The sequence below is a fragment of the SAR202 cluster bacterium genome, assembly GCA_016872285.1.
GTDB lineage: Bacteria > Chloroflexota > Dehalococcoidia > Lucifugimonadales.
Genome location: VGZZ01000005.1, coordinates 23,360 through 49,334, shown reverse-complemented (window position 1 = coordinate 49,334; position 25,975 = coordinate 23,360). Strand labels below are relative to the sequence as shown.

Genomic DNA, 25,975 nt, shown 5'->3' with positions numbered 1-25,975 from the left:
GTCACGATTACATGGGAATTAAGGTGTTCCATAATCCTCTCCCACAAGGGGAGAGGAAAGAAGAAGGGGAGAATCCAGGCTTGCTCAGTTAGGGTGTCCTTAGCAGAGCCGTCCAGCCAAACGTGGAGGATACGTGGATAAGAAATATGATTTGCTAATAGTCGGGGCAGGGGTGGCGGGGCTGACGGCGGGGCTGTACGCCGCGCGCTACGGCCTGCGGACGGCTGTGCTTGAGCGCATGATGCCCGGGGCGCAGATTATAAATGTGGAGCGAATCGAGAATTTTCCGGGGTTTCCGCAGGGTATATCGGGGGCGGAACTGGCGCCGCTGATACAGGAGCAGGCGATGAACGCGGGGGCGGAGATTTTGACGGATGAGGTTGTCGATTTGAGGCTGGAGGGGGAGGATAGGGTGCTGGCAACGGAGGAAGGCGAATACCGGGCGGCGGCGGTGATAGTGGCGGCGGGGTCGTCGCTGCGGAGGCTGGGGCTGGCGCGGGAGGAGGAGATGCAAGGGCGGGGACTGTCGCACTGCGCGACATGCGACGGGCCGCTGTTCCAGGACCAGGTGGTGGGAGTGGTCGGCGGCGGGGATTCGGCGGCGGACGAGGCGCTGACGCTGGCTAATTACGCGTCGAAGGTGGTGCTGTTCCATCGTCGAGGGGAGATGCGGACGCAGAGGGTCCTGCAAGAGCGGGTGGCGGGCAGCCCCAAGATTGAGGTACGATGGAACACTGTGGTGGAGGAGCTATTGGGGGATGAGATGTTGAGCGGGGTGAGGGTGAAGGACGGGCAGACGGGCGAGGCCGGGCAGGTGGAACTTTCTGGGCTGTTTGTATATGTGGGGTTGGAGCCGAACACTCGATTTGTAAGCAAGGCGCTGAAGCTGGACAAGGCCGGGCATATTGGGGTGGGGCTGGATATGGGGACGGAGATGCCGGGAGTGTTCGCGGCGGGGGATATCCGGCAGAGGTCGTCGGGGCAGCTAGCCAGCGCAGCGGGGGATGGGGCGACAGCGGCCATCAGCGCGTACAGGTACTTGAAGACAAAAAGAAGCAACTCGAAGGTTAGAGGTGGGTTGGGATGCTGGCGTTACTGAGGCGGCGGTTGTTGTGGGCGGCTTTTACCAAGCTATTCAAAAGGGAAGCACAATTCCTGAAGGAGCTGGCGGCGCATCCAAGGACGCCCTTGATTTCAAGGGGGCTGCTGGGGATGGCGACGCTGTATCTAGTCTCGCCTATCGACTTGGTGCCGGACTTTGTGCCAGTGTTAGGACAGCTGGACGACCTGTTGGTCGTCGGCGGACTGGTGTTTATGGCGGTGAAGCTGGCGCCGAGGGACGTGGTGGAGGAGTGCAGGATGCGGTGCGGGATGCTGAACAGGCCTACGGTTGAGGTTTCAAGACTGCGGTTGAAGTGATAGTTATCGATGGTGCGCGGAGCAAGGAGTTCAGTTTGACGCAAGCCTCTTATCGTAATCCCGTCAAACGTTTAATGGACAGCACATTCGTCGGTCTTAAGTGGGATACCATCCCCTTTATCCCCTTCCTGCTGGAAGGGGAAGAGAAAGTAGGATCACCTCATCACCCTCTAACTCCCTCTTCTCCTTTTCAATAGGAGAAGAGGGAGAACCTGACGAGATGGCCCAGGTTGGAGGTAGTTGAAAGGTCGTCTTTGGGCATAGGTCCCTTGACTACGTCTAAATACAAACTGCGTCTCAGAATGACAAAAGCGGCTAGGTGGCCTGCATCATGATGGAATGCATGTGGCGGGAGAAGCGCCAGAGTTCTGCCATAGCGTCGAGGCCGCCGGCTAGGTCGGGGGTGACGTGGCGGAAGATACCGTACTCGGTGTGGGTGACGTCTTTGTTGTTGGCTTTTAGGACATCGTAAAGACGCTGGGACTCGTAGGCGGGGACGAGATCGTCCTCGCGGTCGTGCATTATGAGGACACGGGCCTGGAGGTCGCCGAGGTATGTGGAAGGCGAGACCTGAAGCAAATTTTCGCGAGTCTTATCAGGCAGCCGCGAGATTGCCTCAGCGGCTTGTTCCATGGATGGGATGTTAAGGAGTTGGTAAGCGGCCTGTCCTTCTTGAGACAGAGCGTTCGGGTTTATGGTCTCAGGCGAGTTTTGCTGAAAGGTGTCTCTCAAGATCGCCCCCTCGTTATCGGGCAAGTCCCTGGTGATGTGAGTAATGAAGACTTCCCGGGTGAGCCTATCGGGTTCCCAATCGACATACTGGCCGTTGGAGAATTTCTTCCTGGTGGCAATGGCTAGCACCAATTCAGGCATACTGAAGTAAGGACCGAAGGCGTTGACGAAGGATACGTTCTCATTTATTTGGGGCTGGGAGGCGGCCATAAGGGCGTAGCTGGCGCCGACGCAGAAGCCGCCCATGCCGACTCGCTCAGGATCGACGAAGGGAAGGCTGTGGAGGTACTGGAAGGCGGCGACGAGGTTATGGATGTCGTCAGGCTCCATGCGCTTCTCTCGCATAGAGGGCGACCAGTAGAACAGCGTGACCATGTTGGAGCGGGCCAGGGCTTTGCCGAGGCGGAGGACGCGGGCGTCGTCAGGGCCGGCGGGGGCGACGCCGAGGAAGAGGAGGGCGGCGCCATAGGGGCCGTCGCCGGGAGGGCGGTATAGGTCGCCCTGGCCGATGCCGTCGGGGATGGGGAAGGTGACGCGCTGGACGATGGGTTCGTTAGTGAACCATTCCAGGGGCCGGACGGGCATGTTGAAGACCTGGGGAATGAAGAGGATGGACTTGGTGGTGGCGCGGCCTTGTCGGGTGGCGCCGAGGAAGACGGAGAGGGCGAGGAGGATTAGCAGTATGACGAGGCCCAAGGTTTTAAAGAAGCGCCTCATGGGACGCCTCCGGGGAGGTATTGGAATGAATCCTTCCCTTCAACGACCCTTGATGTAGGCTTAATCCTCTTTCCTTCACCTGCTCAGGACAAGTTCTCAAGGTCAGAAAGAATGAGATGGACAAAGCTAGGGAGGTACGGTTGAGCCTGGCGGACGGAGCGTGGAGCTAGGGTTTCACCCTCACCTTAAATCCTCTCCCATCAAGGGAGAGGAAATCGGAGGGGAAGGCTCTCCCCATCTAGACCTTGCCCGCTAAACAGGAAGGGTACCGAAGGTGTGGATAGTATACACCGTACTCTGATCTTCTAAAGACTGGAGGCGGCGGTTGTGGCTAGTAGCTCATCCAGGGTGCGGCGGAGGGTGTCCGGGTTGATGGGGCCGACTAGTTTTTTGACTACGTTGCCCTGGGCATCGATGAAGAATTTTTCGGGGATGCCACGGACGCCGTAGAGGATGGCGGCGCGGCCTCGAGGGTCGATGGCGTTGGGATATAGGACATTGAAGTCGTTTACAAACCGACGGATGGCTTGGTCTTTGTCCCAGATGGCGATGCCGACGAACTCGACGGGGCGGCCCTGGTATTCTTCGTAGACCTGGGAGAGGGCGGGGGCTTCGGCGCGGCAGGGCGGGCACCAGGAGGACCAGAAGTCGAGCATGACGACTTTGCCCCGGAGGGCGGAGAGGTCGATGGTGGAGCCGTCGATGGTGGTCATGGAGAGGTTGGGGGCGGGCTGGCTGGCGACGGCGACTTCGCCGAACTGGGAGTTGACGCCGAGGCCGCCGGGGTTGGCGCCGCTGCGGGCTAGCGCCCAGCCGAGGATGCCGAAGAGGGCGATGAGGGGTAGGGAGACCCAGAGGATGACCCACTGGCGGTGCGTCATGGCTTGGGCACCCCTACCCTACCCCGACCCCCTCTCTAGCTCTCCCCCCAAGGGGCGAGAGAACCAGAGGGAAGGGTTCAAAGGGAGGTGTGGCAGAGCCTGACGGACGTATCGTAGTGCTAGGGTTTCACCCTCACTCTCCACGGCGAGTCTTCGACCTTTATCCTCTCCCATCAAGGGAGAGGAAAGAAGAGAAGAGGCCCATAGCGTAATTAGTGAAGCGAAGCAGGTAGTGGGCACAGATTCTTCGACTACGCCTGAGTACAGGCTTCGCTCAGAATGACAATTCGTTTTCGTTTTAGGCATCGACAAGCGCTGGATGAGTAGTGAACTCTGCAAACTATCCATTACCTGGCGTAGTTCCATGGATGCCGGATTCCTGGCTTTGCATAAGGCTGGCTAGGCGGTGTTTGAGATGGGCGCGGCGGCGGCGGTATTGGGCCTCTTCTAGGGCCTGGGAGTCGTAGAGGTCATCGAGATGGGCGATTTCTTGCAAGAGTTGACGGGAGTCTGCGATAGCGGGTTGGGGTTGTTGGCGGAGGAGGGCGTAGGCGAGGAGGGCGAGGATGCCGAGGCCGAGGAAGGATGGGATGGCGATATAGGCGTAGGAGCCTTCAGTGAAGCCTTGCTGGATTCGCTGCCAGAGGGAGGGCTGAGGGAGGCCGGAGAAGTCGATGGAAAGAGTCGAACGCGAGCCTAAGTCACGGGCCTCCCAGACTCGATAGATGGCATCGCCGATGACGGCGCGCTGGGTTTCCTGGAGGCCGGGGCTGGAGACGACGCCTGCGCCCTGGGGGAGAAGGACTCGGAAGGCGGAGGCGCCCTGGAGGAGATTTTTGGACACGCTAAAGCCTTCGCCCTCGTAGGGGAGCTGGTAGGCGAAGGCGATTTGGTACTCGCCAGGCGGGATGGGGGAGTTAAGTCCGAAGCCGGTGCCGACGTTAATGACATTGCCCTGGGGCAGGTCTGAGTCCACCTGGAGGGCCTGGGCGTGGGGGGGAAAGGAGAACCGCAGCAAATTCATGGCGCTGGGCTGGCTGATATTGGGGACGAAGGTGCGGTTAAGTCGGTTAGTGAAGGAGACGATTTCGATGGCGTTAATCTCTCGTTTGGCACCGTCGATGTTACGGAGATACCAGAGGTAGCTGTCGAAGGTAATGGACGAGAGGTCGCGGGTGGTCTCGAAGACTTGCAGAGTTGGGTTGAGGTTGCCCTGGGAGGGGTCGAAGCGATGGCTGTAGGTGACGCCAAGGTATTCGGTGGAGAGGGCGTAAACTTTCCCTGCCTCGATAGGGACGTTATCGAAGGCCGACAGGCCCTGGGGGTTGGTAGTGGAGCGGAGGGTCTGAACGCCGCCGGCGGTGTCGAAGATGTGGAGGGTGACTTGCAGGCCGTCGGGGGGCGTGGCGCCGGCGGTGCCGTTGGCGACTTGGGCCTGGATGGCAGTGTGCTCCTGGGCGTGGGTTGCGGGACTGGGGGTCAGGAGCGCCAGGGTGGCGAGGACGGCTAGAACGAGAACCAGATGGAGAGATTTCATGACTCGGCTTTGCTTTTCAGACGCAGGCTGGTTATGGCGTCCTCGATGCGCTGGTCGAGGTCATGAGGGATGGGCTGGGACTGGCCGGGCGCAGCGTCGGGCTGCTGGCGCTTTCGCAGGAGGTCGGCGGCGGCGAGGCGGAGGGGGTGGAGGCGTTCCGTGTACTCCTGGTCGGTTAAATAGCCGACGTCGCGGTCTAGCTTGAGGCGTTCCATTTCGCTGAAGACGGCGCGGATTTCGGCGTCGCGGTCTGAATCGCCGCTGTCGCGCAACAAGGTGTTGTGGTAGCGGGCTTTGAGGAAGGGGATGGCGAGGACTACCAGGCAGAGGAGGGCTATAAGGATACCGATGATGGCGGCCATGTCAGGGGGTTGAGCCCGTTCTTGAGAGTGTTGGGGATGATTTTGTAGGAGAAGAGAAGGCGAGGCGTGCCAGTGATATACGTGGCGTTGTCGAGGTCATAACAGATTCTTCGACTACGCCTGAGTACAAGCCGATAAATCGAGCTTCCCTAATTGAATAGAAACTAAGGTTGGGGAGGCTTCGCTCAGAATGACAAAAACGCTTCTCATCTTCCGGCCTCAGTTCTCGGTTAGCAACAGGCGACTTAAGGGGAAGGGAATTATTGGCTCCTGGAAGTAGCTGATTAATCATGGGCGGGGATCTCTGGGGTGGGTTCTGGGCGCTGGCGCTGGGTCTGGGGGACACGGGCGGCGAGCCAGGCGGGGACGCCCGCAGGCCAGAGGGCGATGACGGTGCCAAGGATCATGATGGGGCCGGCTATCCACAGCCACCAGATGAGGGGGTTGATGAAAACTCGGAAGCCGATGACGTCGCTGCCCTCACGGCTTTCGCTGGGGACGACGTAGAGGTCCTGGACAGGCGTGGAGCGGATGCCGGCGCGGGTGGCGTTCATATTGAAGTCGGGGTAGAAGGTGCGCTGGGCCTCCAGGGTGGTGACGTGATCGCCGTTTTTGGTGATGTCGATGGTGTAGTAGGACTCGGTGCGGTCAGCGCGGGCAACGGTGCGGGAGTCGACGTAGCGGACGTTGTAGCCCTCGACGTTGGCCGACTGGCCGGGGGAGAGGAGGATGTCCTGCTGGCTACCGTAAAAGGAGGAGCCCACGATGCCCAGGGCTAGAACGACGATAGCCAGATGCACGACGTAGCCGCCGTATCTAGGGCGGTTGGAGGCCATGAGGAGGGCGAAGGCCTGGAGGGGATTCTCGCCGCGGCGGTGTCGTGTGCGCGTGCCGCGGAACCATTCGATGAGGATAGCGGCGGCAACAGCAGCCAGGAGGCTGAAGGCGAGGAGAGCGTAGGGCTTACGAACGCCTAGGACGGCCAGGGTGATGGCGACCACCAGGGCGGCGATAAGGGGCCATAGGAGGTTACGCTTGAGGATGGCGAAGTTGGCGCGGCGCCAGGGGAGCAGAGGGCCGACGCCCATGAGGAAGATGAGGCCAAGAAGAATTGGGCCATTGACATTGTTGTAGAACGGTTCGCCCACAGTGACGGTGACGCCGTTGATAAGCTCAGAGACAAGGGGGTAGACCACTCCCCAGAGGGTGACGAAGGCCACGCCGAGCAGAAGAAGGTTGTTGACCAAGAAGGCGGCCTCGCGGGAGAGGCTGGACTCCAGGGGGCGGGCGCTTTTCAGGAGGTTGAAGCGCCAGAAGAAGAGGGCGAAGGGGGCTATCACGCCGACAATGAGGAAGATGAGGAAGACCCAGCCCAGGGTGGAGGCGGCGAAGGAGTGGACGGAGGGGACGGGGCCGCCTCGGTTGATGAACATGCCGAAGAGGGAGAGGCCGAAGCTGATAAAGACCAAGGCCAGGTTCCACATTCGGAACATGCCGAATCGTTTCTGGACCATGATGGAGTGGATGAAGGCGGTGAGGCCGAGCCAGGGCATGAGGCCAGCGTTTTCGACGGGGTCCCAGGCCCAGTAGCCGCCCCAGCCCAGGATAGTGTAGGCCCACCAGCTTCCCAGGAGCAGACCGATGCCTAAAACAGCCCAGGCCAGGATGCCCCACACTCGCCCCATGTCCACCCACTCGTCGCCGACGCGCTTGGATAGGAGGGTGCCCAGGGCGAAGGCGAAGGGGATGCTGACCATTACGAGGCCGGTCATGAGCATAGGCGGGTGGAAGAACATGCCCGGGTGGACCAGCAGGGGGTTGATGCCTCGGCCGTCTGCGGGGACGACATCCAGCTTGGCGAAGGGGTTGGCGAGGGTGGTCATGACCGACAGGAAGAAGGCGAGAATGAGCATAAGGACGGCATTGGTGTAGGGGAGGCTGGGCCGGAACCGTGCGGGGGCCAGGGCTACGGCCAGGGTTGCCATCAGGGAGAGGGCGGTGGTGATGAAAAGGAGGGAGCCTTCGTTACCGGCGTAGAAGGCTACCCAGGTGTAAATTCGCGGCATGGCGAGGCTGCTGTGTTCGAAAACATATCGCAGTTCGAAATCGCGAGATAGGAAGGCGCTGACCAGGCTGAGAGTTGAGATAATCAGGGCAAGGGTGGCGAGGTAGGTGGCGTATCGAGCGCTGTCCACGAGGGCCAAATTGTTACGCAGCCTACCCAGGACGGAGCCGATGGCGGCGTAGCCGGCCAGGGCCAGGGAGATGAGCATGGCTATGAGGCCCAGGTCACCCACGGTCTGGCGCAGTCCTCGGAGGGTTGGAAGGGGTTTCTTCGGAAGGATTCTCAGGTGCAGGGTTTAAAGCGGCGTCGACCTGGGCGAGGTAGGGGGTGAGGGATGGGTCGTCGGCGGGTTGGGGAGGTAGAGTAGAGGGACCGGAGCGCATGGAGCGGAGGATGAAGAAGAGGATTAGCGCGGCGGCGGCCACGCCAATGGGCGGCACGACCCAGACGAGGAGGTGAGCGCCGGACCTGGGGGGCGCGGCGAGAACGGAAGGGCCGTAGCGCTCCTCGGAGGAGAAGTAGTCGAGGATCTGCTGCTTGGTCCAGCCCTCCGCCAGTTTTTCGCGGACGAAGGCGCGCATGTCCGCGGCCAGGGGGACCTGGGACTGGTCGATGGTCTCGGCAGGACAGACGGGGCACATGAGGGACTTGTCGATTTCCACAGCCTGCTGTTCCAGGGTCTTTGGTTGGGCGTCGCCGCAGGCTGAGAGGATAAGGATAAGGGAAACTATAAGGGCTAGCCAAAAACCGATGATGGGCCTAATCCGATCTAGTTCCAAAATATTTGTTCCAAGGAAGGTGCCACCATTTTACCAGGCACCGCTCCGTTATGGGCGCTACTGGCCGGTCAGACCCTCGCGCAGGTAGTTAATGATCATCCAGCGCTCCTCAGGCGTGAGGAGCTGCTGGAACCGGGGCATGACCTTGGGCTGATTTGGGTCGGTGAGGATGAGGTCGCGGTTGCTGATGATGCCGTAGAGGAAGCTGTCAGGAAGGGCTCTTACAGCCACTAGATTGGGGCTCAGTTTGGGGACGTAGCCATATTTCGCCATCATAGTTACGAGGACCTGGCCGTCGCCGAGGCCGGTAGCGCCGTGGCATTGGGAGCAGTTGATGGCGTATAGAAGCGCGCCGTGCTCGATGCCCTGGCCGGGTATGGGGTTGGTAATGGAGTCCAGGGCCTGAGGGGTAAGCAGCACCTCACGGCCAGTAGTGGGTACAGCGCCGTCAGGGGGCAAAAGGCGCGGCGGCTCCTGCTGGTGGTAGGAACGCTGGTAATGCATCTCGTAGAAGAAGTCGATGGGGTAGGAGCCGCGACCGCAGGCCGCGCCCAGCAGGGCGACGAGGAGGCCTGCCAAAGCGAGGAATACCAGTCGACTCTTGAGAGGGAACCCCGCACTAAGACCCCGACCCCCCATCCTAACCTCCCCCCTCAAGAGGGGAAGGAACCTGAGGGTAGCCAGCCGTGGTGCTAACCCGGTCCTAATAGCGGTAGCTTTTCTCATCGGATTGAGCATTAGGCGGCGGCCCGCTTGATTTCGACGGCGCCGGCCTGGGTCAAGGCCCGTTCGACGTCGCTTACTTTGGAGTCGTCGACCTCCACCACCAGACCAATGTAGCCTTCGGTGATGCGGTCGTCGTAAAGGCGCTTGCGGAAGTAGGGGAGGCGGGACTCGAAAAGGATGCCGAGGACAGTGAAAAGGATGGCGCCCAGCATGGTGCCTTCGTAGGAGATGATGGCCATAGCGGGGACGGAGAGGACGGGCTTGCCGCCGGTGATGAGGGGGTAGGAGACCTGGGTGCCGGCGGTGATGAGGATAGCGACGGTGAGGCCGAGCATGGCGCCGATGAAGGGGAAGACGTAGATTTTGTGGCTGATGTGCCGCTCGCCGAGGGCGCCTTCAGGATATGGCGTGTCGGTGAGGAAATCGTAGTCATTTTTGGTAAGGCCGGCGCGCTCCAGGGCGTCGCCTGCTTCGGCGGCGTACCCGGCGTCGGTAAAGAGGCCCATCAATTCTTTTTTAGCCACGAGACCACCTCACAGAAGGGTTAGTCTTCTCGAATGACGGCAGGCACGCGCCTGCGGCCAATCTTGATTTCATCTTTAAGGACCTGGCCCTCTTTTATGTCGAAGAGGGGAATAAGCGGGAACACTTTGGCGAAGAGGAGGAATAGAAGGAGGACCATGGCGAAGGTGCCCACGATGATGGTTATCTCCACGGCGCTGGGAGCATAGGTGTGCCACGTGCCAGTGAAGCCCTGCTTTCTGGCAAGGCCTGGGACTATGATAAGGAACCGCTCCAGCCACATGCCCACGTTCACCAGGAGGGTGGTGATGGTCATCCACAAGAAGCTGCGTCGAACGTCTCTAAAGAGCCAGAGGCCCAGGGGTATGAAGAAGGCGGTGATGATGAAGGTCAGGAAGAGCCAGGACCAGGGCGGCTCAAACATCTGCATGTGCCTGGTGGCCAGCTCGTCGCCCTCCTGGCCGTAGATGCCGAACATGAACTCCAGGGCGAAGAAGTAGAACCAGGCCAGGGCGATGACGATGAGGAGGCGGCCCAGGGCGTCGATGTGCTCGCGCCGGATGTAGTCCTCCCAGTTGAAGAGCCATCGTATAAAAATCATGACGGTGACGACGCCGGAGACGCCGGAGAGGACGGCGCCGATGACGAAGTAGGGAGCGAAAATGGTGGAGTGCCAGGCCTTAACGGAGATAGTCATGGAGAAGTCGAAGGACACGATGCTGTGAACCGAGACGAAGACGGGCAGGATGAGGGCGGAGAGGAGGATGCCGGCGATAGCCTGAAGTTTCCACTGCCGGGGAGAGCCTCGCCAGCCCATGGAGAGGACGGTATAAATCATGCGGCGGAGGCCGGTGCTGCGGTCGCGGAGGACGGCCAGGTCGGGGATGAGGGCGACGAAGACGAACATGATGCTGGAGGTGAGGTAGGTGTTGATGGCGGAGGGGTCCCAGACCAGGGCGGAGCGGACGTCGGGCCAGATGCCGCGCTGGAAGTCGAAGGGGAAGGCCCAGTAGAGAGTGCGCCAGGGGCGCCCGGTGTGGATGATGGGCATGGTGACGGCGGTCATGAGGGAGAAGATGGTGAGGACCTCAGCGGCGCGGGTGGCGGGGCGGCGCCATTCGGCCTTAGAGAGGCGGAGGATGGCGGAGAGCATGACGCCGGCGTGGCTGATGCCTATCCAAAAGACGAAGTTAGTGATCATGAAGCCCCAGAAGATGGGGCGATTGAGGCCGGTGACCCAGAGGCCCCGGTTTATCATATAGCCGGCGGCGGCGAAGGCGCCCAGAACGATGATGGTGAGGAAGCCGACGATGAGCCAGTACCTGTTGGAACTCTTGAAGATGTTCCCCAGCAGGTCCTTATTGATTTGCCGGTAGCTTAAAACTTTTGCTTCTTGCACGGGGTTGTTACTGCCTTGGATTAATCAGGCTTGCCTACCATCAAGAACCGGGACCGGAAGAGGGTGCGGACGCGCTGATACAGAAGCCCCTCCTTCATTTCCCAGATGGAAATGATGGGGATGAACTTGGCGGCAAGCATATAGAGAAAGACGGCGCCTGAAAGGGCTCCGATAATGATGAAGATATCGCCGGCGTTGGGGGTAACAGCGGCTGGCACGGTCTCCAGGCTAAAGGCCGTGACATCTTCAATGTTGAAGGCGGGGACGTAGAGACGGACCATCATGAAGAAGGCGCCGACCAGGATAAAGCAGGAGGCGAGGGTGGGTCCCCATACACTTTTGCGCACGGGGTTCCACATGAGGAGGCCGAAGAAGGGGATGAGCCAACTGCAGAAGATGTTGATTAGGAAAGGTATAAAGTAACTTTCGAACATGAAAGTCTTGAGGATGGTCTGCTCCACGGGCATACGGCCATACCAGAAGGTCATGAAGGCGGCGAACCAGAAGTAGGCCCATAGGAGGCAGAGGGCCATGAGAATTTTGCTGGAGGACCAAAAGACTTCCATGGGGAAGTATTTTTTGTAGCCGCCGAAGGTCCTGACCAGAAAGGCTGTGATGAGGACCAGGGCCAGGGCGCTCTGTATGCCGGTGAGGGCCTGGTGGGCGGGCATGATGGCGTCTTTCCAGCCGGGCACCAGGGACATGACGAAGTCCGTGTTGATGATGCTGAGCATGTAAATAAGGAGAAGGAAGTAGAAGGCGCCCATAATCGCCAGGACGGCGCGATGGAGTTTCCACTGGGCCTCGGTGCCGGTCCACCGACCGGCGAAAACCCCGGCGAAGCCGGCGCGAAAGCCCTGGCCGCGGCGGGAGGTCTGGAGCCAGTCCGGCAGGGCGGAGACGAAGAGGAGCGCTAAGCCTGCGATTACCAACCCCAGGAGGCCGAAGAAGTTCCACCAGACAGGCGCGCCGGGGAACTCATCGGTGAACCAGAGGGTGCGGCGGCCATCAATGGGGGGAAGCACCCGGAGGAGGGGGATGAACATGAGAAGGCTGAGGAGGCCGACGACGGCGTAGAGCTCGGCGATGCGTGAAATAGGGCGGCGCCAGTGGTTGCGGGTCATGCGGAGGGCGACTGCTATGAGGGGAGCGCAGCCGGCGGCGCTGACGATGAAGGCGAAGACGGCGGCGAGGTAGTCCCATTGGTGGCGGCTGGCGTCGCCTAGGCCGTCGGCGGCGCGTATTACAAAGACAACGATGCCGACGGCGAAAAGGGCTGCCAGCGCGAGCAGGGCCAGCTTATAGAAGGCCCCGAAGGCGAAAAAGCCGCGGCTGACATCCTCGATAATGGTCTTGGAGTCCAGCTCTTCGCCGTGGACGGAGAGCTGGACCTTGTAGTCCTTGGTGTGGACGTCGTCGCCGATGGGGAGGCTATGCGTGCTGTGCATGCTGTGGGTCAACCTTCTTCAAGTAGACGACGTTAGGATCTGTGCCGAGCTCTTCCAGGAGCTTGTAGTGCCGCGGGTCCTGGGACTTCCTGGAGACCTGGCTGTTGGGGTCGTTCAAATCGCCAAAGATGAGGGTATCAGTCGGACAGGCGTTGACACAAGCAGGCATCCAGTTGCCGGCCTTGAGCTTGGCGTCATCCAACTGCTCGCCGCGCTGGCCTTCGACAACGCGCTCGGCGCGGCGGATGCGCTGAATACAGAAGGTGCACTTTTCCATGATGCCGCGGCTTCGGATGGTCACGTCCGGGTTCAGATGGTTCCAGAGGCTCTTGGGCCACAGGGGGTCGCGGAAATTGAAGAAGCGGACCTGATAGGGACAGTTGTTGGCGCAGTAACGGGTGCCAATGCAGCGGTTGTACACCTGGACGTTAAGGCCCTGGTTATTGTGGTAGGTAGCATAGACCGGGCAGACAGGTTCGCAGGGGGCATTTTCGCAGTGCTGGCAGAGGACAGGGATGAATCTGGCCTTCACATCGGGCCAGGTAACGACGCCTTTCTCCTTGGTGTCGCCGTCCCAGTAGCGGTCTATACGGATCCACTGGTGAGCGCGGCGGGAGAGGAAATGGACTTCTTCATTGACAGCGATGTTATTCTCGGCCTGGCATGCCATGACACAGGCCTGGCAGCCGGTGCAGCGGTCAATATCAACAACCATTCCCCATTTGTGATGGCTTGCCATATTTATCCCTCGTTGGTCACCTTAACGATGGCCTCATGCTCGCTGAGCTGGAAGGCGGGCACGATGCCTTCAAACTTGGGAATGCTGTCATTGCGCCCGGCGGGTGTAAGCCGCACGCGAGTGGAAGACCAGGCAAGGGCGCCGGTGCGTTCTTCGACAGGCAGGCCGAGGATTTCCAGGACGTTGGCGCCTCGACCGGCGGCGTACTGGCCGGCGTTGCGGTGGCCCTGGCCCATAGGCACGCTGATCATATCCTTGGGCGCGGCGGGATGGTGATAGACGCGGGCGGTGAAGGACCTGCCGTTGGGACCTTCTATGTTCACATAATCGCCTTCCTTCAGATCTAGGAGGTCAGCGGTGTCGGTGTTCAACTCCACCCAGGTGGTCCAGGCGACGGAGGTGATGGGGTCGGGGGTGGACTGAAGCCAGGGCAGGTTGGCGCCGCGGCCGTCGGTAAGGGAGATGTGGGGGAAGGCCAGGAGGTTGAAGGTGTTGCCGCCGGTGGGGCCGCTAATAACGGCGTCGCGGGCCATGGCGACGATATCGGCGAGTCTGGGAGCGGCGGGAGGGGCTGCGCCACGAGAGCCTTCATCCCACCATCCGCCTTGCTGGAGGAGGCGGTTCCAGAAGGCGTCGAAGCTGGCGTTGCGGACGGAGCCGCGATTCAGCGCTTGAAGGCCACGGGCGTGGTCCTTGAGGACATCGGCGAAGGTGACATGGTTCAGAGGGGCCTTGTTGGCGATGCCTAACTCGGCGGCCATACGGAGGAGAACATCGCCGAAGCCCATGGGGTCGTACTCGGGCAGGGGGTTGACCACGGGCTGCTGAATGCCGACGACCTGGAAACCAGGGCCGATGTTGGGAACGTCGCTGCCCCAGTCCTCCAGGGCGGCGCGCTCGGGGAGGATAAGGTCGGCCATGTGGGAGGTGTCGTTGGGGACGGTGGCAAAGGAGACGACGAAGACATCGTCGCGGTTGATGGCGCCGGCGAAGTCGAGGGCGGCGAGGCTGTGGACGGGGTCAGCGCCGCGGACCATGACCAGCCTGACGGCGCCGCCGGCGATGTCGTTTCGGATGCCCTGCCAGTCCCGAACCGTGGTGGGATTTAGGAATGCGCCGAACTCAGGGGTCGGCGCGGGAGGGTTGAGGATAACGCCGCCCTGCTGACCTACGCTGCCGACGAGGAAGTTGAGGGCGTAAATGGCGGCGAGGTTGAAATAGCCGTTGGTGTGAGCGCCGGCGGAGCCGCCGCCGATGGCGATGCTTCGAGGGCCGTGGCTGGCGAGGTCGTGGGCGATTTCTTTAATCATGTCCACGGGGGACTTGCCGTGGATGAGAGGAATGTTCAGTTCGTGGGAGATACGTTCCGGGGCGTAGGCCTCCAGGACGTTGCGGTTGCCGCCGGTCATGGCGTTGACGGCGGCGGCGCTGCCGAGGCCCTCCGAGATGATGACGTGGGCGATGCTGAGGGCGAGCCTGCCTTCATGACCGGGCCGGATGGGGACCCACTGGTCGGCGTTGGCGGCGGTGAGGGAGAAGCGGGGGTCGACGTGGACAAGGGTACCGCGGGAGCGGCCTTCGCCCTGTCGGAAGTGGCCGTAGCCCTTGGAGAACTGGATGGGCGAGCCCCAGGTGGCAAGGAAGTCTGCGCCAAAGGAGAGGACGTATTCCGAGTTCCTGATATCGAAAACGGGCATCCGGTCCTGGCCGAAAAGGTCGCGGACGACCTGGGCGGCCACGGTCTCGTGCATGAGGTCCAGGGCGGCGGAGCGGCCGCCGTAGGCCTGAGCGAAGGACTGGGCCAGGTTAGCCATGCTGCCGCGCATGGAGTTGGTGACCATGAGCATCTGATTACGATTTGAGACGCCGCTGAGGCGGTCTCGGAGGGTGTTTAGGGCGTCGTCCCAGGTTATCGGCTCCCACTGGCCGGAGCCTCGGGCGCCGACACGCCGCATAGGCGAGGGGATGCGGTCAGGGTGGTAAAGCTCCTGGAGGAGGGCTTCGGAACGCATACTGTGGGCGCCCTGGTTGGTGGGGAAGAGAGGGTTGCCTTCCACCTTTTTGGCGCGGCCTTCCATAACGCGTATCACCAGGCCTTCGGTCTCGATGCCGCCCCGGGCGGTGGTGGCGTACCAGTTATCCACGCCAGTGACCATGTCCTCGGGAATCCGCAGGGGACTCTGTTCTTGGAACTCCCGGTCAGGGAATATGTTGCAGGCCACGGCTCCGACGGTGGAGAGGCCAGCGAGTTTCAAGAAATCTCTTCGAGATACTTTCATAGCTTTAATAGTGACAGGCCGTGCAGTCTGTGATGTCCTTGTTCTCGGTGGCGTCCAGGTTGTTTCTATGGCAGTCCACGCAGTCGCCCATCTTGAGGCGGCGGACCTGTTCCACTTCCACCATGTCGCGGACATTGCCGTGGCAGGTGGAGCAGGCGGCTTCTATGTTAAGGCCGCGGGTCTCAGTGAGGAAGCGGACGTGGGGTTCGTGGGCGAACTGGACGTGGTCGGGAAGGCGGTGGACTTTCTCCCAGTTGATGGGCTGGCCTTCATTGAAATAGTTAATGAGTTTCGCGATTTCGGGAGGGGCGTTCTGGCCCTGGATGGTCTGATGGCAGAAGAGGCACTGCTCCACGGCGGGGAGGGTGGCGGCGTCGCCGCTGAGAACGCCGCGATGGCAGAAGGCGCAGTTGATGCCGTCGATTTTAACGTGGGTGGTGTGGGGGAAGGCTATGGGCTGCTCGGGAGGGCCAGCCCAGCCGAAGACTTCAAAAGGCGTGCCCCACCAGGCTTTTATAACGAAGACGCCGACGAGGACAGAGATAGCAATGGAAAGGAGGCCGCCTAACGCCAGGGACAAATAAAAGAGTTTTTTAGGGATGAAGGGCGGTATGAGGGCGCCCATTAGATCCAGTACCTGTCGTAGAAGGATTCCATGATTACGCGAGCCAGTTCCGCGCTGTAGATCATCAAGGTTATGGCTAAGCCGAGGAGGGCCAGGCCGGTAAGAACCATGGAGAACCTGAAGAGGCTGGCGGTGCGGGGCAGGTGGCCGGAGGCGACCAGGGAGGGAATTATGGCGAGGGAGGTGACCAGGAACAAGGCGGTGACGAAAATCAGAGCAAAGAAATACCAAAGATTATGGAGGAGTTTGCCTATCTCTTGCCAGGTGAACTGGCTGATGGCAGAGGGGTCCGGCATCATTGGTTAGAGGTCACCTGTTCAGGAGTGTCTGAGGAATCCGCCGAACGTGCAGGTGAAAATTATCACATACTAAATTGGAGTGTCAAGAGGATATGAGGCTTAAGTTAAGAGCGGCGGAGGTTGGAGTTGTCTCGAGTGGTTTTGCGTAGAAAGCTGACCTTGTTCTCAATCGGGGGAACCTCATCACCCTTTGTCTCGCCACGGCGAGCTTGCAGCCCTCTTCTCCCGACTACGGGAGAAGAGGGAAAGAAAAAAGAAATACCACAACCCCCTCCTTCGGTCCGCCTGAGGCGGACTCAGGACGGTCCGATTGTATCGGACTCCGCGATATATGCTTAAAGGCAGCGGAGTTCTTCCAGGCCGAAGAGGGAGAACCAGGCGGAGACCATCCAAACCCTATCTGTTCAAGAGGTCTATGTTTTTCACAAGCCAGGCTGATAAACACAAGCGCATATAAAAGAAGATGGTACAGAAGAAGGGAGGCTTCACACTTCTCTTGATGTGTGTCACGCGCGCACTGAAGGGTAAGGTTTTAACTCAAGGCGGGTTTGTCTGGACTCTACCTATGAAAAAGCGGGAGGATTTCCTGGCCGAAGAGCCTCAGTTGGGACATAGCCTGGTCGGCGGGGCAGAGAGGTCTGGCAACAAACTTGGTGGCGCCGGCGGCGATGTAGTCGTTGATGAGGGAGGAGATTTGGCGGGGCGGGCCCAGGGCGGTGTAGTGTTGGAAGGGCATATCGTCACGGGGGCGGCCCAGGTAGGGCTGGGCGATGAGCGCGGCCTGGGCGTCGTCGGCGGCGATGCAGAAGCCCAGCATAGTGCCAATGTGACCTTCGTCAACGGCGCGGCCATGCTCGCCGGCGGCGGCAAAGATGACGCGGCAGCCCTGCTCGATTTCCTGAGGCGTGGCCTGGGAGACCAGCCAGCCGTCGCCGAGGCGGCCCGTGCGTTTTTGGGCGGCCTTGCTGCGCCCGCCAATCCAGATGGGCGGCGCCGGTTTTTGGAAGGGCTTTGGAACGATAGAAACGTCATCGAAGGAGAAGAAGCGGCCGTGGTGGGTGACCGAGTCCTCTTGCCAGAGTCGGCGCATGACTGTGATGGCTTCGTCAGTGCGTTCGGCGCGACCTTCTTTGGACACGCCGCAGGCCTGATACTCGGCGGGGTCGTCCTGGCCGAGACCGACGGCGGGGAGGAGGCGGCCTTTGGATAGGTAGTCCAGGGTGGCCAGCTCCTTGGCCAGGAGGACGGGATTTCGGAGGGGGAGGGCGAGGACGCTGGCGCCGAATTTGAGCTTTGGGGAGTAGGCGGCGGTCATAGAGAGGGCGACGATGGGTTCCAGAGGGAAGCGGCCACCGACGACGCGGTCGCTGAACCAGACGGAGTCGTAGCCGACCTCGTCGCCTAGATGCGCCAGCTGTCGCACGGTGTCGTGGCCCTGGGGGCTGTCAGGGAACTGGCCGGGAGCGAAGCCGATGCGGACTTTTGGTTTAGACATGTGGGTAGAAGAAGGGGGCTAGAGCGTGGAGGCCCTAGCCCCTGGAGACGGGAACTACTTACCGGGCTTGGGTTTTTTTCTTGGGTTCGGCAGTTGTGCAGCCGCAGCTCTGGCACATATGGCACCTCCGAAATTTTAGAGGCCAAGTATAGCAAGTAGGGGGGCGGTAACAAAGCCCTCTATGTGTATAAGGTGAGTAAGAGTTAAGCGGTACCTTCCCTCTCTACCCGTCCCCTGCCCCCTCTCTAACTCTCCCCCGCGTAGCAGGGGAGAGGATAGGAAGGGAATCAGGGGAAGCCTCAGCAAATAAGGCGGCTTGCTGAGCTAGGCGGGGGAGGGGGCCGGACGGGCGGCCTGCCGCCAGGGGGGGAACCATCGCAGGATGCGGCGTCGCAGGATGAGGCCCAGAAGGCCCCACCTAAGGGTGCGCCAGGAGCGCTGGAGGGATAGCGCCTGCTCGGAGTCCAGGGTTTTGGCGCGGCTGAAAAGCACCAATTCATAGGACTTCACCACGCGTTCTATGGAACCCGCGTAAGCAGGGAGGGCGCGGGCCATGATAAGCCCGTATTCGGAGGGGGTGTGCTGGAGCCTGCGAGGTACTCCCGCCAGCCTTCCCAGGAGTCCAAGGAGCATGTAGTTGAGGGCGGGGGCGCCGTTCCTTAATCTTAGATGGCGCATGTACATGTTAATGGCGAAGATGATAGCCGCCAGCGCGCCAAGGGAAAAAATGGCGAGCATGAAGGGCCGTGTAGGCAAGGAGCCTCCGCCGCCTTCGGTATCCGTTACTACTGGGTTGTTTGGAACAATGTTATCCAACTCAATATCGCTGCCGTTGTTGAGTGAGGGGTCGTCCACGAAACCGCAGTCTATACCGGCGAGGAAGCATTCGTCCTCCAGGACTTGCGGGGGTGGAGTAGTGGCGACACCGAAGTCGCCAAGGCCAAGCTCCTGAAGGCCGCTCTGAACGCCGGGCGGAGTAGGCTCGAATTCGACCCAGCCGTATTCTGGGAAGTAGACTTCCGGCCAGGCGTGGTAGTGCTTGGCGCGGACTACGTAGGCGTCGCGGTCAGGGTCGAGATCGCCGGGGGCGAAGCCTACGACCAATCGAGCGGGGATGCCGAGGGAACGGAGCATGGTGGTCATGGCGGAGGCGTAATACATGCAGAAGCCGACATGCTTTTCGGTGAGGAACCACTCGACGGCATCCCTGCCCTTGGGCGGCGCTTCCACGTTCAGGCTGTAGGGTATATTGTGGAGGAACTCCTGGATGCTGAGGGCAATGTCGTAGGGATTCGTCTGGCCGGCGGCCAGGGTAGTCGCTAGAGACCGCACAGTCTGGGGATAGGCGGTGGGAAGCTGCAGATAGCGGTCTGTCACCCACTCAGGGTAGCTGCGGGAGGCTTGCCGGAGGTCTCCAGGGGTGGCTACGGATATGGAGCCCCGGGTGAGGTAGCTTCTGGGAGGGGCTTGGCGCCTGGAGAAGAGAAGGGCCAGGGAAGGGACAACCTCTTCCTGGGCGCGCTGCACAGTAACAGATGTGGGATTGGAGGAGGAAGAGAGGCCTGACGTGATCTCAAGGCCAACGGCGGAGACGGCACGCTCTATGGCGGCGGAGGTGCGGCCGGAGCCGCGCCTGTTTGCGAGATCGTTGCGAAAAGTCCTCAGGTCCGGGGGGAGGAAGGTGGACTGGCTGCCGGAGAGGTTAAAAACAAAACTTCTGTCCGGGGACGCCTCAGCCAGGACGGTGCCCTCAGCTCCAACAGGCACGCCGACGGTAGCCATGTGGGTGTTGGTGGAGAGGAGCCGCACACGGATTTCTACCTCTTTACGATCCGACAGTCCCTGGAGCTCATCTTTTAAGTCGACGCCGGTGGTAGCGTCTGTGGCCGCCACCTCCTCCCTGGTCCAGCCTTCGCCGGTGTAGGTCTCATAGACACGATAGCGCCATTTGTAGGCGTCGTCCGATTTGACCAGCATCATGATGTCATCGCTCTGGTCGGTGACAGAGTTGAAGGGCAGGTCTGGGTGGAGGTTGAACTGGGGCCACTGGCGTCGATTAGGCAGTTTGTCAAAGACGCTGGCGGTGTTTTCCCAGAAGCCGTAGAACTGGTCTTCGAACTTTTTGGTGGCGTTAGGGCGAATGGGGTCTTCCGGGGAAGGGGCCGACCAGGTGAACCCCACGGCGACGCCGACGAGGGCCAGGGCGGCTAGGAGGGGAGCGCCACGGGCCAGGACGCCGGTCTGGGTGACCCATCTTCGCACGTGGAAGTGGGCCAGGGCCGGGGCCAGGGACAAGAGATAGAGGGGCACGTACTTGAAGTAGTCGGAGGGTAGAAAAGTCAGGGTGATGAGGACAACCAGAAGGCCTGGCATACCCATGAGGACGGGGGCCGGGCCGCGGAGGGACAGCCAGACGGCGACGTGGGAGAGCCATGCGGCTACGAATATGAGGAACATCCCCATTCCCATATCCACACCGCCGCTTAGGGCTGGCAGGCCGAGGCCAAGGGCCAGACCGCCCGATAAAAGGGTGGCCGCGGGATGGGCAAAGCGCCAGGAAACCCCTCGATAGGCGAGGAGGAGGCTGAAGGTAAGAGATATGGCTATGGGGATAATCAGAGGCGGCAGGCCGGCAACCCATTTGGCCTCCTGAAGCGGATAGAAGGCTACGTACATAGGGAGGCCTATAAGGACAAGGCTGAGCAAGGTCTGCAAGATGGTGGATACCAAGCTGATGGGAGGGGTTTTCTTCACTCCGCTTTTAGCGGCACGGTTTTGTCTGGCCATTGCTTATTCCCCGCGCTAGTAAATAAGACGGTCCATGACTGAAGAAAGAGAAGGACCGAGATTGTCGCCCTGCCGGATGTTGAAGACGGGGACGGAGCCGTTGGAGGAGGGGGCTTTAGCGCCGTTTTGTTTGCCTTGAGCGAAGCTGGAGGGGTCCAGCATGACGGGCACCAGCGACGCGCCGGTGCGCTCCATTCGATGTCCCAGGGCGACCAGGGGGGCGGCGGAGCCTGACGCCACGGCTAAGACGACGCTGCCCGGAGCGAGGAAGGGGACGCTGTTTTCTACCAGGGCCGCGATGGGCGCGCTGCCCTGGGCCCTGGCGACAGCGAGGGCGGTCAGGACGTCCCATAGATGCTCGGCGGTGCGTTTGGGAGCTATGCGCTGGAAGACGGCGCCCTGGTAAGCCAGTCCCACTAACTGGCCCTGGTCAATGAGGCTGTAGGCTATGGAGGCAGCGATGGTGATGGAATACTCCTCGGTGTTCTCCGGGGCGGTCCCCGCCTGGTTTGACCCCTGGAGGTCCACAAAGATCCAGACTTCGCTGTGGCCGCCGCTGTCAAACTCCTTGGTCATGAGGCTGTTGCGACGCGCCGTGGTGGGCCAGTGGATATGGCTCAGGCTGTCGCCCGGGTGGTACTCGCGGACCCTGGAGGCGGAGGTGCTGGCGCTGGCAAGGGTGGTGACATAGCCGATGTGGCCCAGGGCGGCGGAGCCGACGGAGAGGCCGGGCGTCAGTTGGATGACTTCAGGATAGACCAGGACATCATGAGAGGAGCCGAGGCGCCGCTGGATGTGGGCTATGCCTAAGGGGTCGCTGGCGGTGACAGTGACGCGGCCGATAGGATTGTAGCCGCGATGATGGCTTCTGGCGTTGACGCTGAATTCGAAGGAGCCTCTTGGTCGCAGGTTAACCGAGTTCTGAGTTTCAAGGGATACGTTGTCCGGCTGCACCCGCAGGGCGATTCGAGGGAGTCCCCATCTGTCGCGGAGGGTTACTTTGAGGAGGATAGGCTGACCTACGTGGGGCCTGGAGGTGAGGTTTTCGACGGCGGCTTCAAGGCCGCGAGTCTGTATCCACGCCCAGAGGTAGGCCAGGGCTGATATGGAAACCAGGGTGTAAAGGACGAGGTATAAGGGCCTGTATCCGGTGGCCAGGGCTAAGACCAAGGCCAGCAACAAGAAGAAGACTAGAGTTATGAGCCTTCTCATTAGGAGTTATCCTGATAGGCCCTCATTAGCTGGCAGCACGGGCAGTGGGGAAGGGGGTGCGCTGGGCGGCGGCGGTGCGTTCTACGGGGACGGTGCTTAGGACGTTTTCGACAACCTGGTCTTCGCCGCCGCCGGCGCGCCCTTCCGCGTTGAGGATGACGCGATGGCTAAGGGCCTCGGCGGCTACGGCCTTGATATCGTCGGGCAGCACAAAGTCCCTGCCTTCCACCAGGGCGTTGGCCTGGGCCAAGGCTACAAGGGAAAGGGTGGCCCTGGGTGAAGCGCCGAGGTGGATAAGGGGGTGCTGCCTGGTGGCGCTGACGATGGCCACGGCGTAGTCTGTAACTAGACGGTCCATGTAGACGCGCCGGACGGCTTCCTGCGCTTTAACTATCTCGTCCAGGTCTACCACCTTTCCCAAAGTGGTAATGGGGTGGGCCAGCATCTGATTTTCAACAATGGCAGCTTCGTCGCCGACGGTGGGATAGCTAAGGCGCACGCGCATGATAAACCTGTCCAATTCGGTCTCCGGCAGCGGGAAGGTGCCGCCATGCTCAATGGGGTTGCGGGTGGCGAGAATAAAGAAGGGGTTTGGTAGCGGATGGGTGGTGCCGTCCACGGTCACCTGGCGCTCCTCCATAGACTCCAAGAAAGCTGACTGGGTACGCGGGGAGGCGCGGTTTATCTCATCGACCACCACCAGGTTGGCCATGATGGGGCCGGGGCGGAAGTGAAATTCGCGGTCGCGCTGGTCGAAGACGTAGGTGCCGGTGACGTCGCTGGGGAGGAGGTCTGAGGTGCACTGGATGCGCTTGAAGGTGCCGCCGATGGATACGGCGATGCTGCGGGCCAGCATGGTCTTTCCGACGCCGGGGACGCCCTCGATAAGTACGTGACCCCTGCACAGGAGGGCCATGACGCCGGACTTCACGATTTTATTTTTGCCGACGATAACTTTCTCAACGTTGGCCGTAAGACGGCTGGCTATTTCACGCGCATCATTCAGTGTGAAGTTTTCCACTGTGGCCCTCGCTGGAAGCTTAGATGGATGGGCGGCATCAGCTTAACTTAACGCATTATGCAAGCGCAAGATACCTGACGCAAGACTAATTTTTGGCGGGACGCCGATAATATATATGATGTCTTTTCGATGAAAATAGTTCCCGCCCGGACTTGTTACGTTTTTGGATGAGAAGATGGTTGGATGACTTCCCTCTGACCCACGCCCCTTTGATTCTTATTGTACAGAGTACATATGAAGGGGGAAGAAATTATTAAGACGCTCAAATATGGCAACGGACATGACGAGCCGTCGCCCGTTGCGCGGCGCAGCGGCCTTAGATATGCTAGCTGGCAACTTTTCTCCGGCACAGACGAATGATTTCTAAACGCCGATCGTGGCTTCTGGCGCCGCCACACAATATCGAAGAGTTTTTTAAGGCCGCGGAGTCCATGCCGGACGTTATGGTGGTGGACTTGGTGGAGCTTACGCCGGACGCCCAAAGGGGACGGGCGCGGCAGCAGGCCCTCCGCGCTATTGGACATGCCTCAGTACACAGCGAAGTTTTCGCTATGGCGCACAAGTCCAGGCTAAGGGAGGAGCTTGGCGCGGTGGCCTGGCCGGGCCTTTCAGGGGTGGTGCTATCTAGGGTAGAGTCGGCGGAGGAGGTGGCGGCCTGCGATGAGGCGCTGGGGCGTTTGGAGGATGAGAGGGGCCTAGCGCCGAAGAGCCTGGGGGTTGTGGCGTCGCTGGAGACGGCTTTGGGGAACCACAAGGCCATGGAGATAGTAAAAGCGAGTCCAAGGGTGTGGGGTGTGACCTTAGGTAGGGCGGACCTAGAGATGGACTTGAGGCCGGAGCCGTCCGGCGAATTGCATCTCTTACCTTATTTTATGGAGAGGCTGATTATCATCGCGCGCGCGGCAGGGGTGGTCCCTTTAGGGGCGTGGTGGCGTTCGACGGCGCGGGGGCTGCGGGCGGGGGCGGAGGATACATACGAGGCGTCGCTGAGAGGAAAGGCGCTGGGGTTCAAGGGGGCGTTCTGCGTTGAAGGCCATCAGGTGGAGCCGGTAAATCGAGGGTTCAGTCATGGCTGAAAGACTGGTGCGGCGTTCTGGGCTAATTTTCCCAATCAATAACCCTCGTTTTCTGGAGAAGGCTTGGACGCGGGGATGCGACTTCCTTGTTTTGGATTTAGAGGACTCGGTGCCGCCGCAGCAGAAGGCCTACGCTCGAAGTCTGGTGAAGACGGCGATACCGGTAGCCGCCAAGGGCGGGGCTGAAGTCTGGGTGCGGATAAACCACGATATGGTGGAGGAGGACCTAGGAGCCGCGGTATGGCCCGGGCTGAGGCGGGTCAACTATCCAAAGACGGAGACGGCGGAGGAGATTCGATTTGTGGATTCAATAATTTCACGTCTGGAGAAGGAGCGGGGCATTGCGCCGGGTTATATAGAGATTGGCGCGAATATCGAGACGGCGCTGGGGGTGTCGAACGCCCATGAAATCGCGGCGGCGAGCCCTCGGATTAATGACTTTGGGGGCGGCGCGGGGTACGACATGTCGCGAGACCTGGGCGTGGAGATGTTCGTGGGGTTTGAGCAGTTCATGTACGGCAAGGGGGAGCTGGAGCTGGCGGGCATGGTGAAGGAGATGGATATACACGCCGCTATTTTTATTCCAGATGTTTCAGGCAGCGTGAGCGACGCCGATTATACTTTCAAGATTGCCGAGGCCAGCCGGAAGCTAGGCTTTTACATCGGCGGGGGACTGCATCCAAACGTGGTGGAGCCACAGAACCGAGGGCACACGCCGACGGCGGAGGAGGTGTCCGAGGCACGGCGGGTCATGGAGTTATACAAGACGCTGGAGGCGGAGGGACGGGCCTGGGCCGAGTTGGAGGGACGAGTGATTGATAGGTACGAAGCCAGGCGGGCGAAGGCGCTGTTGGAGTTTGCCGAGGCTTGCGCGGAAAGGACCGTCGGAAGGCGAAGTCGATGAAGGACCAGGGAGGCGCGAGTGCTTAGCCTGGTGCGTCGAACAATTTTGATGGTCTCCCTGAAGACGCTGAAGGGTATGGACGACCTCTGGAAGCTGGGGGCCGACGCTGTGGCCCTGGACTTACGGGGGATGCCTGCCGAGGCCCTAAATGGGCAATCCAGGAAATGGGTGAGGATAAGCACGGGCTTCGCTTCATACGGGGGCTCTGAAGTCTTCGTAGTGGTGGATTCCAAGGCGACGGAACGGCAACTGGGGGCTGGTGTGTGGCCGGGGCTGTCGGGGGTGGTTTTCGGGGGAGCGGAGACAGGGGAGCAGGTGGTGGCGTTGGATAAACGGCTGGAGGATTACGAGACTCGCAGGGGAATATCTAAGGGCAGCTTGCAAATAGTACCGGTACTGGAGACGGCCCTGGGCGTGTGGAATGTACGCGAGGTTATTAAAGCGTCTCCAAGGGTTACGCAGGTGTCACTGGACGAGATCGCTCTGGCGAAGGACCTGGATATTAAGTTACAAGAGGGCTTGGACCCGTTTGAGTATGCCAGGGGCAGGGTAGTGGTAGAGGCGACGGCAGCTAAGGTGCAGCCGCTGGATGTGCCGCACCCCCTCGGCACACTGCGACCGAAGTGTTCATCTGAGGACTTGTTTAGGTTGGGAACCAACGCTAAAGACCTGGGATTCAAAGGCGCGTTGTTCAGCAATCGAGAATGGATAGGGCCGTTTAACAGGGCCTTCTCGCCGACGGCGGAGCAGGTGGAGTATTACAAGAAGGTGCGAGAGGTGTTCGCCGAGGGAGTGGCCAGGGGGACGGCAGCGGTGCCGCTGGGAAAGCGTATGATCGACGTGCCGGTGGACGAGTGGGCCAAGGCGGTGCTGGAGCGAGCGTCGCGGTGCCGGGCGCGGGATGAGGAGAAGCGACGGGCGATGGAGAAGGCGGGGAAGGAGTAGGGGTCG

General features: G+C 60.7%; 23 protein-coding genes. 5 read left to right on the top strand and 18 right to left on the bottom strand.

Annotated features, from left to right (window positions below):
* Positions 1-133: 133 nt before the first annotated feature.
* Both FJ320_02935 and FJ320_02930 read left to right on the top strand, forming a co-directional pair.
* Complete coding sequence (locus FJ320_02935) at positions 134-1,099, top strand: FAD-binding protein (protein MBM3924931.1); 966 nt, start codon at positions 134-136, stop codon at positions 1,097-1,099.
* Positions 1,084-1,419 (top strand): DUF1232 domain-containing protein, encoded by a 336-nt coding sequence (locus FJ320_02930; GenBank protein MBM3924930.1) that lies wholly within the window; start codon positions 1,084-1,086, stop codon positions 1,417-1,419. The genes FJ320_02935 and FJ320_02930 overlap by 16 nt, the downstream gene beginning before the upstream one ends.
* A gap of 315 nt (positions 1,420-1,734) precedes the next feature.
* Here FJ320_02930 and FJ320_02925 read toward each other — a convergent pair whose 3' ends face one another.
* The 18 genes from FJ320_02925 to FJ320_02840 form a co-directional block, all read right to left on the bottom strand.
* Positions 1,735-2,868 carry a hypothetical protein gene (locus FJ320_02925; protein MBM3924929.1) on the bottom strand — a complete coding sequence of 378 codons (1,134 nt, stop codon included), beginning with the start codon at positions 2,866-2,868 and terminating at the stop codon, positions 1,735-1,737.
* A 305-nt stretch (positions 2,869-3,173) separates the two neighbouring features.
* On the bottom strand, positions 3,174-3,749 hold the full coding sequence (locus tag FJ320_02920) for a TlpA family protein disulfide reductase (GenBank protein ID MBM3924928.1): 576 nt from the start codon (positions 3,747-3,749) through the stop codon (positions 3,174-3,176).
* Between the two features lie 340 nt (positions 3,750-4,089).
* Positions 4,090-5,286 carry a hypothetical protein gene (locus FJ320_02915; GenBank protein ID MBM3924927.1) on the bottom strand — a complete coding sequence of 399 codons (1,197 nt, stop codon included), beginning with the start codon at positions 5,284-5,286 and terminating at the stop codon, positions 4,090-4,092.
* A complete protein-coding gene (locus tag FJ320_02910; GenBank protein ID MBM3924926.1) occupies positions 5,283-5,648 on the bottom strand; it encodes a hypothetical protein in 366 nt (121 codons plus the stop codon). The genes FJ320_02915 and FJ320_02910 overlap by 4 nt, the downstream gene beginning before the upstream one ends.
* A 284-nt stretch (positions 5,649-5,932) precedes the next feature.
* Positions 5,933-7,945, bottom strand: coding sequence for a heme lyase CcmF/NrfE family subunit (locus FJ320_02905; protein ID MBM3924925.1), 2,013 nt, complete (start codon positions 7,943-7,945; stop codon positions 5,933-5,935).
* The gene (locus FJ320_02900; protein ID MBM3924924.1) at positions 7,938-8,495 is read right to left on the bottom strand and encodes a cytochrome c-type biogenesis protein CcmH; all 558 of its coding nucleotides are present in this window, start codon (positions 8,493-8,495) and stop codon (positions 7,938-7,940) included. Before FJ320_02900 ends, FJ320_02905 begins: the two co-directional genes overlap by 8 nt.
* A gap of 54 nt (positions 8,496-8,549) precedes the next feature.
* Positions 8,550-9,230 (bottom strand): cytochrome c, encoded by a 681-nt coding sequence (locus FJ320_02895; protein ID MBM3924923.1) that lies wholly within the window; start codon positions 9,228-9,230, stop codon positions 8,550-8,552.
* The gene (locus FJ320_02890; GenBank protein ID MBM3924922.1) at positions 9,230-9,742 is read right to left on the bottom strand and encodes a DUF3341 domain-containing protein; all 513 of its coding nucleotides are present in this window, start codon (positions 9,740-9,742) and stop codon (positions 9,230-9,232) included. The genes FJ320_02895 and FJ320_02890 overlap by 1 nt, the downstream gene beginning before the upstream one ends.
* 20 nt (positions 9,743-9,762) lie before the next feature.
* Positions 9,763-11,139: a molybdopterin oxidoreductase gene (locus tag FJ320_02885; protein ID MBM3924921.1), complete on the bottom strand. Its 1,377-nt coding sequence runs from the start codon at positions 11,137-11,139 to the stop codon at positions 9,763-9,765.
* Between the two features lie 20 nt (positions 11,140-11,159).
* Positions 11,160-12,587 carry a hypothetical protein gene (locus FJ320_02880; GenBank protein ID MBM3924920.1) on the bottom strand — a complete coding sequence of 476 codons (1,428 nt, stop codon included), beginning with the start codon at positions 12,585-12,587 and terminating at the stop codon, positions 11,160-11,162.
* Positions 12,571-13,326 carry a 4Fe-4S dicluster domain-containing protein gene (locus FJ320_02875; protein MBM3924919.1) on the bottom strand — a complete coding sequence of 252 codons (756 nt, stop codon included), beginning with the start codon at positions 13,324-13,326 and terminating at the stop codon, positions 12,571-12,573. The genes FJ320_02880 and FJ320_02875 overlap by 17 nt, the downstream gene beginning before the upstream one ends.
* Positions 13,327-13,328: 2 nt before the next feature.
* Entirely contained in the window at positions 13,329-15,605 is a 2,277-nt protein-coding gene (locus FJ320_02870) for a 4Fe-4S ferredoxin (protein MBM3924918.1), read from the bottom strand.
* Positions 15,606-15,609: 4 nt separating this feature from the next.
* Complete coding sequence (locus tag FJ320_02865; protein ID MBM3924917.1) at positions 15,610-16,230, bottom strand: cytochrome c3 family protein; 621 nt, start codon at positions 16,228-16,230, stop codon at positions 15,610-15,612.
* The gene (locus FJ320_02860; GenBank protein MBM3924916.1) at positions 16,230-16,526 is read right to left on the bottom strand and encodes a hypothetical protein; all 297 of its coding nucleotides are present in this window, start codon (positions 16,524-16,526) and stop codon (positions 16,230-16,232) included. The genes FJ320_02865 and FJ320_02860 overlap by 1 nt, the downstream gene beginning before the upstream one ends.
* 562 nt (positions 16,527-17,088) lie before the next feature.
* Positions 17,089-18,024, bottom strand: coding sequence for a TIGR03619 family F420-dependent LLM class oxidoreductase (locus tag FJ320_02855; protein ID MBM3924915.1), 936 nt, complete (start codon positions 18,022-18,024; stop codon positions 17,089-17,091).
* 324 nt (positions 18,025-18,348) lie between these two features.
* Complete coding sequence (locus FJ320_02850; GenBank protein ID MBM3924914.1) at positions 18,349-20,811, bottom strand: transglutaminase domain-containing protein; 2,463 nt, start codon at positions 20,809-20,811, stop codon at positions 18,349-18,351.
* Between the two features lie 15 nt (positions 20,812-20,826).
* A complete protein-coding gene (locus FJ320_02845; protein MBM3924913.1) occupies positions 20,827-22,023 on the bottom strand; it encodes a DUF58 domain-containing protein in 1,197 nt (398 codons plus the stop codon).
* Positions 22,024-22,048: 25 nt separating this feature from the next.
* On the bottom strand, positions 22,049-23,029 hold the full coding sequence (locus FJ320_02840; GenBank protein ID MBM3924912.1) for a MoxR family ATPase: 981 nt from the start codon (positions 23,027-23,029) through the stop codon (positions 22,049-22,051).
* A 371-nt stretch (positions 23,030-23,400) separates the two neighbouring features.
* On the opposite strand from FJ320_02840, the gene FJ320_02835 reads away from it, so the two are divergent.
* From FJ320_02835 to FJ320_02825, 3 genes are read left to right on the top strand one after another with little or no spacing between them, the layout of a single operon-like run.
* Positions 23,401-24,120 carry a hypothetical protein gene (locus FJ320_02835; protein ID MBM3924911.1) on the top strand — a complete coding sequence of 240 codons (720 nt, stop codon included), beginning with the start codon at positions 23,401-23,403 and terminating at the stop codon, positions 24,118-24,120.
* Positions 24,113-25,024, top strand: coding sequence for a hypothetical protein (locus FJ320_02830; GenBank protein ID MBM3924910.1), 912 nt, complete (start codon positions 24,113-24,115; stop codon positions 25,022-25,024). Before FJ320_02835 ends, FJ320_02830 begins: the two co-directional genes overlap by 8 nt.
* An 18-nt stretch (positions 25,025-25,042) precedes the next feature.
* Positions 25,043-25,969, top strand: a complete 927-nt coding sequence (locus FJ320_02825) for a hypothetical protein (protein ID MBM3924909.1) — start codon at positions 25,043-25,045, stop codon at positions 25,967-25,969.
* Positions 25,970-25,975: the final 6 nt, after the last annotated feature.